Below are 7613 nucleotides of genomic sequence, written 5' to 3'. Positions count from 1 at the left end.
GGCGGGCCGTCACGCGGCCGGACTGGTGGACATACCCCCACTGGGAGTGTGGTCTCAGAACTCCTGAGTGCGAGGCCGTCCTGGGTCAGCCTGGAAGCATGACAGTTCTCGTACGCCCCCAAGCACCGCTGACCGCGCGGTGGGCCACTCTGCTGTGGCTGCTCGCGGTCGTCGCCGGAGTGGCGGAGTCAGTGGTCGGAGTCATCGGTGCGGTCCGTGACGACGTCCCGATGGGCAGCATCGCCGCCCAGATCGCCATCCGCGCCCTTGTCTACGGCGGCCTGTTCGTCGTCATCGAGCGCTACTTCCAGCACGGCGTCAGGTGGTCCCGCTACCTGCTGGCCGGCCTACTAGGCACCGTCGGCACCGCCTCACTCGTCATCGGCCCGATCGGCTGGCTACTCGACCACGACCTCGCCAGCATCGATTGGAGCGCACAGTTCGTGCTGACCGCGCTGCTGCGCAGTGTGCACCTCACCGCAGTCATCACTGCTCTCGTGCTGAGCTTCCACCCCGAAACCAACCGCTGGTTCCGTCGCAACGCAAAGACCGCCTGACCACGTCGGTGGTCAGGCGGTCTTCGGCGACAACTACTGGCCCTGCTGCTTCGGGGCCGGGAAGGCGTTCAGGATGTCGATGACCGCGAACGCGTTCACCGCCTTGCCCTTGGCGTCCTTGGTCGGCGGGAGCTCGACCAGCACGCGGCTGCCGATCGGGATGCCGGCGATACCGTCCAGGGCACCCTTCTGACCGCCCGGGCCGGGGCCGACCTGGAGCTGGTCGGTCGGCGCACCCGGCTGGGCCGGGCCGGTCTGGCTGGCGGGCTGGCCGTCCCAGGTGCTGGCCTGCTTCTTACCGGTGTAGTCGAAGACGACGTAGCGGCCGATCAGCTGGCTGCCCGCTGCGACCGGCTTGCCCTTGCCGAGCGCGATCACGACCGGCTTGCCCGGCTTCGCCGGCGGCTTGGTGCCGGCCGGAACGGTGACCTTCGGCTCGCCGTTCAGCTCGCCGGTGACCTTGATCTTGGAGTTCGCCGAGGTGGCCGGCTCCGCGTCCAGCTTGGTGTCGTTGGCGGCCGCGCCGACCAGGTCGACGACGAAGATCAGGGTGTCGTCGCCCTTGATACCGGCCTGCTCGTTGCCCTTCTCCTTGTAGCCCTTGTCGGACGGGATGGAGAGCATCACGCGGCTGCCGATCTTCTTGCCGACCAGCCCTTCGTCCCAGCCGCCGATGACGCCGCCGACGCCGATCGGGAACGACGACGGCGCACCGCGGTCGTAGGAGTTGTCGAAGACCTTGCCGTCGCGCCAGATCTGGCCGAGGTAGTTCGCGGTGAGCAGCTCACCCTTCTTCACCTCGGGACCGTCGCCCTCCTTGAGGACCTCGGTCACCAGGGCCTTGTCCGGCTCACCCTCGCGGTGCGTGATGGTCGGCTTCTGACCGAAGTCCGACGTCACCTTGATCCCACCGGCTCCGAACTCGGACTTCTTGTCGGAACCGCAGGCCGCCATCGAGGCCCCCAGGGCCACGACTGCAACCAGACTCAGCAACTTGCGCACGAACCAGCACCTCGAAACATCCCGGCGCGGTCTGCGCCATTCGATCGACGGGCAACAACGCGGACCACCCTAGCCTGCACACGCAACCACGCCAGCGGCCACCTGCGTCACCGTTAGGTCACACCACGTACAGTCACGCCGCTCAGAAGGCCATGGCGTTGTGGGGAGCCCGATCCGCGTCAGGCCGAGTCACTGCTCCAGATGTGTGCTCTGCCGTCCGCCTCTAGGGCGAGCGCGTCGGTTGCTGCGTAGGTGCGGGCTTCGAGTGCACGTTGTACGTCGAGGATGTTGAGCCAGAGGTTGTCACGCGTTCGGGCAAGCTTGAGTGCCCGTGGGTTCGCGAGCATCCAGCGCAGCGGCTCGTCCACTGGTCGCCGTGCGGCGACTACGCGTTTGGTGAGGTCGAAGTCGAGTAGTAGACCCCACAGTGCGCGATAGGCATCGACGGTGAGCGCCTCAATGGACGCCACGGCCAGTACGCCGGCGTCAGCTGGGTCCGGCGCCCACGGCACCTTGAAGATCGCTGCGCCGTCCACCTGACCAGCAGCGTTGCGATGCACGAGGTGGTGTGCCGGTCCGGAGCCGTCGGCCGGCAGTGCGCCCGCAGCGAGCCCGTCCCACCTGCCTGGCAGCGGACTGATCTCCCCGACCCGCTGTGCCCGCACCTGCTCATGCAGCACCGGCCAAATCGCCGCAGCGGTCGCACCGTCCACCAGATCAAGCGTGCCGGGGTCGGTGAACGGCGTACGGAACGCAGCGTCGGTACGGCGAACCTCCCACCGGTGCTGGAATGTCGCCGTACCGAATCCGTAGCGGCCGTAGATCGTGCCCTCACTCGCATGGAGGCCCGCCAAGAACTCACCGCGTTCGCGGCAGTCGTCGAGCAGCGCGCCCATCATCTGCCGCAGCAGACCGCGTCGCCGGTACGTCGGGAGCACGCCCGACCAGGTGAGTCCGCCCATCGGTACTTGCCGACCGCCGGGCAAGGTGATGTCCACCGACACGATCGCGGAACCGCCTGCCAGCTTGCCGTCCACGAAGGCTGCCTGCGGACGGAACCAGTCGGTCAGCAGACCAGCGGCGGCCTGTTCCAGCCGCTCGGCCGTGGGCTGCACGAGTGGCGGGAAGGCAGTGCGACCGGTGTACCAGGCGACCGGCTCGGGCTCCTCTTGCGGGAAGCCGCTCACCCACGGCATCACCCGCATGTACTCGACAGCCTCGCCCTGGGTGATCGGCCGGATCTCGATGGTCATCTCACCTTTATAGGCAGCCGAGACCGGCCTCGCGCTCGACTTGCCCCTTCGGGCCGTTCAGAAGCCCACTGCGTTGTGCGGTGCGCGGTCCAACTGCAGCAGCGCGTCAAGCCGAGTCGCTGCACCGCTCGTGTGCTCTACGATCCGCCCGGCGTCACGGAACTCGCTGGCGCGGACTCCGCCCAGGTACAGCGATCCCAGTTCGTTGACGGTCAGACTGACGTCCGCGGCCACCCCCGGCGCCGCCGTACAGGCTGCTCCATCGGGAGACGCGTCTAGCCGCCAGGTGACGCCGTCGACCCCCAGAACGAGCGCATCGGTTGCTGCGTACGTGCGGGCTTCCAATGCGCGTTGTACGTCGAGGATGTTGAGCCAGAGGTTGTCACGCGTCCGGGCGAGCTTGAGTGCCCGCGGATTCGTCAGCATCCAGCGCAGCGGCTCATCCACCGGCCGCCGTGCCGCCACCACTCGTTTGGTGAGGTCGAAATCGAGCAGTAGTCCCAGAGCGCCCGGTACGCATCGTGGTTGAGCGCCTCGAAGGCGTCGACCTGCAGCTCGCCCGCATAGTCCGGATCCGGCGACCAGGGCAGCCGGAAGATCGCTGCGCCGTCTACCTGGCCACCAGCGTCGCGGTGGATGAGGTGGTGCGCCGGTCCACGACCATCTGCCGGCAGTCCGCCGTCAGCGAGACCACTCCACTTCCCTGGCAGCGGGCTGACCTCACCAACCCGCACTGCCCGCACCTGCTCGTGCAGGACCGGCCAAATCGCCGCAGCGCTCGCGCCGTCCACCACATCGAGCGTGCCGGGGTCGGTGAACGGCGTACGGAACGCAACATCAGTACGGCGAACCTCCCACCGGTGCTGGAAGGTCGCCGGAGCGAACCCGTACCGCCCGTAGATCGTCGCCTCACTCGCACTCAACCCAGCCAGGAACTCACCGCGCTCCCGACAGTCGTCGAGCATCGCAGCCATGACCTTCCGGAGCAGACCGCGCCGCCGGTACGTCGGGAGCACGCCCGTCGACGTGACTCCGCCCATCGGGACCTGCCGACCACCCGGGAGAGTCAGGTCCACCGACACGATCGCGGAACCACCGGCGATCTTGCCGTCCACGAACGCCGCCTGCGGACGGAACCAGTCGGTCAGCAGCTCATCGGCGTACCGGTCCAGCTGCTCGGGCGTTGCCTTGCGCTGCGGCGGGTTGGCCGCGCGACCGGCGTACCAAGCCGAGGGCTCGGGCTCCTCCTGCGGAAGGCCGTTCGCCCACGGCAGGACCCTTAAGTAGTCCTTGGCCTCCGCGCGGGTGATCGGCCGGATCTCGATCGTCATGCCCTCTTTCTAGAAGGCATGACGCGACCGGTCACCCGATTTAGCAGCGGGCTACATGCTGGCGATGAGCTTCTCGACGCGCTCGTCGTGGGACTTGAACGGGTCCTTGCAGAGCACAGTGCGCTGCGCCTGGTCGTTCAGCTTCAGGTGCACCCAGTCGACAGTGAAGTCGCGGCGGCGCTCCTGAGCCCGCTTGATGAACTCACCACGCAGCCGCGCCCGCGTGGTCTGCGGCGGCACCGACTTGGCCTCGAAGACCCGCAGGTCGTCGACCACCCGGGTCACCGCACCGCGGCGCTCGAGCAGGTAGTAGAGCCCGCGCGGCCGGTGGATGTCGTGGTACGCCAGGTCGAGCTGCGCGACCCGCGGGCTGGCCAGGCCGAGGTTGTTCTGCTGGCGGTAACGCTCGATCAACCGGTACTTGATCACCCAGTCGATCTCACGCTCGATCCCGGACAGGTCGCCGGACTCGATCGCCTTCAGGCAGCGCTCCCACAGGTTCAGCGCGCGCTCGACAGCCGGCGTACCGAGCTCGCGGCGGTCGACGAAATCACGCGCCTTCGACAGGTACTCCCCCTGGATGTCCAGGGCGCTGGCCTCGCGGCCGTTCGCCAGCCGGACCTCGCGGCGGCCGGTCATGTCGTGGCTGATCTCCCGGATCGCCCGGATCGGGTTGTCCAGCGTCAGGTCGCGCATCACGATGCCGGCCTCGATCATCCGCAGCACGAGATCGGTGCTGGCCACCTTCAGCAGCATCGTCGTCTCGGACATGTTCGAGTCGCCGACGATCACATGCAGCCGGCGGAACCGCTCGGCATCCGCATGCGGCTCGTCACGCGTGTTGATGATCGGCCGGGACCGCGTCGTCGCGCTGGAGACGCCCTCCCAGATGTGCTCGGCCCGCTGGCTGACGCTGTACACCGCACCACGCGGCGTCTGCAGCACCTTGCCGGCCCCGCAGATCAGCTGCCGGGTGACCAGGAACGGAATCAGCACATCCGCCAGCTTGGCGAAGTCGCCGTGCCGGCTGACCAGGTAGTTCTCGTGGCAACCGTAGCTGTTCCCGGCCGAGTCGGTGTTGTTCTTGAACAGGTAGACGTCACCGAAGATGCCCTCGTCGTGCAGCCGCTTCTGCGCGTCGACCAGCAGCCCTTCGAGAATCCGCTCACCGGCCTTGTCGTGCGCGATCAGGTCGGTGACCGAGTCGCACTCGCCGGTCGCGTACTCCGGGTGGGAGCCCACGTCGAGGTAGAGGCGTGCCCCGTTGCGGAGAAACACGTTACTGCTCCGCCCCCAGGACACAACCCGCCGAAACAGGTACCGCGCCACCTCGTCGGGAGTCAGTCGGCGCTGACCGCGAAAGGTACACGTGACGCCGTACTCGTTCTCCAGTCCGAAGATTCGCCGGTTCACATCCACCACACTACGTCCCGCCTCCGACAACCGTGCGCTGTCTCAGGCGCGCCGCCGCCGGGCGTTACCCCTTTGTGGTCTCTTCAGAACCGGACACCGGACTCGCGCCACACGACCGAACGAGCAGGCCACCAACTCAGGGCGGCTTCGATTTTGCATACTCGAACAGTTGTTCTAATATAGGCGCATGACTCCGAGCCCAGCCTGCGTACCCGACGAGCACCAGCTCGCCGCGCGCACCGTCACGCAGACGAGGACACTCGGGGCCTACGAACAGCGGCCGGCCTTCACTCCGTGGACTGAGCCCGGGCCGCCGGACGACCTCATCGAGATCCCGGACGAGTTCGACATCACCGAGGACGACCTGTACGACGACCTTCCGCCGATGTCCAAGGTCGATGCGCTGGAGTGGGAACTGTGGTCCGGTGTGGACCAGGACGAGGCGGAGCGAGAGATGCTGCGCCGCGAGGCACCGGCCTGGGTGTTCCTTCCCCCGGGTGCTGACCTGGCTGCCGCGCTCGAGACCGTGCGTCCACAGTGCCTGTCCCCGATGGCCCTGATCGAGTTCATCAAAGCTACCGAGCGGCTGGCCGCCTGGTCCGCAGCAATGAAGGCCTCGGGTATGGCGTCGTTCTATCGTCAACGCAAGGCCGAAGCCGCCGAGCTGAGCCGCCCGGCCGTGATCGACTCCTCCGGCCGGCCCGTCGACCCCGAGCGTTCCTGGGCTGCGGAGATCGGAGCCGCCCTCCATCTCTCCACGAACACCACATTTCGGCACATGGAGACCGCCCTGCACTTGACCGGTCCCCTGGGCGCAACGCTCACCGCAGTGCGTACCGGTTCGCTGACCTGGTCCAAGGCCCTCGCAATCTCCGAGAGCACCCGTGGCCTGACCGACCAAGACGCACAAGCCGTCGAGTCCCACGTCCTCCGCCGTGCGTCCTCACAGACCAACGCCAACCTCCGCAAGTCGTTGCGCACCCAGGTTGCCAAACACAGCGCCGACACCGAGGCCGACGGCCACCGCGCCGCAGTCCAGGAGCGAACCTGCAAGATCGTGCCACTGGCCAACGGCATGGCCGGCCTGTGGATCGTGCACACCGCCGACAAGATCCAGGAGATGTACGTCGCCGTCCGGGCAATGGCCGACCTCGCCAAACGAGACGACTCCGTCAGCCGCGCCGACTCAGTTGACACCGTCGGCGCACCGACCGGTCCCCCGAGTCAGCGCGCCACCTCTCAGCCCGCCGCCTTGCAGCCGGCCCCCACCGACAACGGCGATCCCCAGCCGCCCGAGGACACCAACGGGCCCGATGAGCAGCAACCACCGAAGCGGACCGCCGAGCAATACCGCGCAGATGCAGTCGCCGACCTGTTCGGCCACATCCTGTCCAACGGCCTCGACTGGCTCGGCCGCCGACTACCTGATCAGCACCGACGCAAACCACACATCGAAGTCCTGATCCCAGCGAGCACCCTGCTCGGTCTGGACGACGACCCGTGCGAACTGTCGGGCTACGGTCCGATCCCCGCATCGTTGGCGCGGCAGATCTCGGCGGATGGCACCTGGCGTCGGCTCCTCACCGACCCGATGAACGGAACCGTTCTCGAGGCCTCCACCACCAGGCACGACCCGGGCGCACTGGTGAGCGAAACCCTGCTCGCCCGCCACCCCGTATGTGCCTGGCCCGGATGCAACCGGCCCTCCCGCGAATGCGACCGTGACCACGGCACCCCATTCGCAGCGAGCGGTCAGACCAGCCTCGCCGGTCTCGCACCCTTCTGCGAGTACCACCACGTCATCAAGGACACCCCCGAGTGGGGTTGGACCACCACCAACCATCCCGACGGATCCGTCACCCTGACAACCCCCACCGGACACCGCTACACCACGGTCCCACCTGCCCGCGGTCCCGTTGTCGGATCCGGACCGCCTGCCCGCGGCTCCCTTGTCGAGTCCGGATCGCCACCGTCGACCGGTACCGACCCGCCGCCCTTCTAGTACACGCCAGCAACCGGCGGCAGCCCGAACCAGCCGCCCAACCAGCCACACAGTC

General features: G+C 67.7%; 7 protein-coding genes. 2 read left to right on the top strand and 5 right to left on the bottom strand.

What is annotated here, in order from left to right; translation table 11 throughout:
- Nucleotides 1-98: 98 nt before the first annotated feature.
- Nucleotides 99-557, top strand: coding sequence for a hypothetical protein (locus ABD231_RS21175; RefSeq protein ID WP_344154505.1), 459 nt, complete (start codon nucleotides 99-101; stop codon nucleotides 555-557).
- A gap of 33 nt (nucleotides 558-590) precedes the next feature.
- Here the strand turns inward: ABD231_RS21175 and ABD231_RS21170 are convergent, their stop codons facing one another.
- The 5 genes from ABD231_RS21170 to pafA form a co-directional block, all read right to left on the bottom strand.
- A complete protein-coding gene (locus ABD231_RS21170; RefSeq protein WP_344154502.1) occupies nucleotides 591-1559 on the bottom strand; it encodes an FKBP-type peptidyl-prolyl cis-trans isomerase in 969 nt (322 codons plus the stop codon).
- Between the two features lie 179 nt (nucleotides 1560-1738).
- Nucleotides 1739-2812, bottom strand: a complete 1074-nt coding sequence (locus tag ABD231_RS21165) for a GNAT family N-acetyltransferase (RefSeq protein WP_344154499.1) — start codon at nucleotides 2810-2812, stop codon at nucleotides 1739-1741.
- Nucleotides 2813-2869: 57 nt separating this feature from the next.
- Nucleotides 2870-3259, bottom strand: coding sequence for a sterol carrier protein domain-containing protein (locus ABD231_RS21160; protein WP_344154496.1), 390 nt, complete (start codon nucleotides 3257-3259; stop codon nucleotides 2870-2872).
- Nucleotides 3232-4143 carry a GNAT family N-acetyltransferase gene (locus ABD231_RS21155; RefSeq protein WP_344154493.1) on the bottom strand — a complete coding sequence of 304 codons (912 nt, stop codon included), beginning with the start codon at nucleotides 4141-4143 and terminating at the stop codon, nucleotides 3232-3234. Before ABD231_RS21155 ends, ABD231_RS21160 begins: the two co-directional genes overlap by 28 nt.
- A gap of 51 nt (nucleotides 4144-4194) precedes the next feature.
- Nucleotides 4195-5556: a Pup--protein ligase gene (pafA, locus tag ABD231_RS21150; protein WP_132409872.1), complete on the bottom strand. Its 1362-nt coding sequence runs from the start codon at nucleotides 5554-5556 to the stop codon at nucleotides 4195-4197.
- A gap of 187 nt (nucleotides 5557-5743) precedes the next feature.
- Between pafA and ABD231_RS21145 the strand changes: the two genes are divergently transcribed.
- Nucleotides 5744-7558 (top strand): HNH endonuclease signature motif containing protein, encoded by a 1815-nt coding sequence (locus ABD231_RS21145; protein WP_344154487.1) that lies wholly within the window; start codon nucleotides 5744-5746, stop codon nucleotides 7556-7558.
- The last annotated feature ends 55 nt before the right edge of the window (nucleotides 7559-7613 follow it).

The sequence above is a fragment of the Kribbella yunnanensis genome, from assembly GCF_039529655.1.
GTDB lineage: Bacteria > Actinomycetota > Actinomycetes > Propionibacteriales > Kribbellaceae > Kribbella > Kribbella yunnanensis.
The sequence above is the reverse complement of the archived record's forward strand: the minus strand, read 5'-3'. Positions and strand labels throughout refer to the sequence as shown.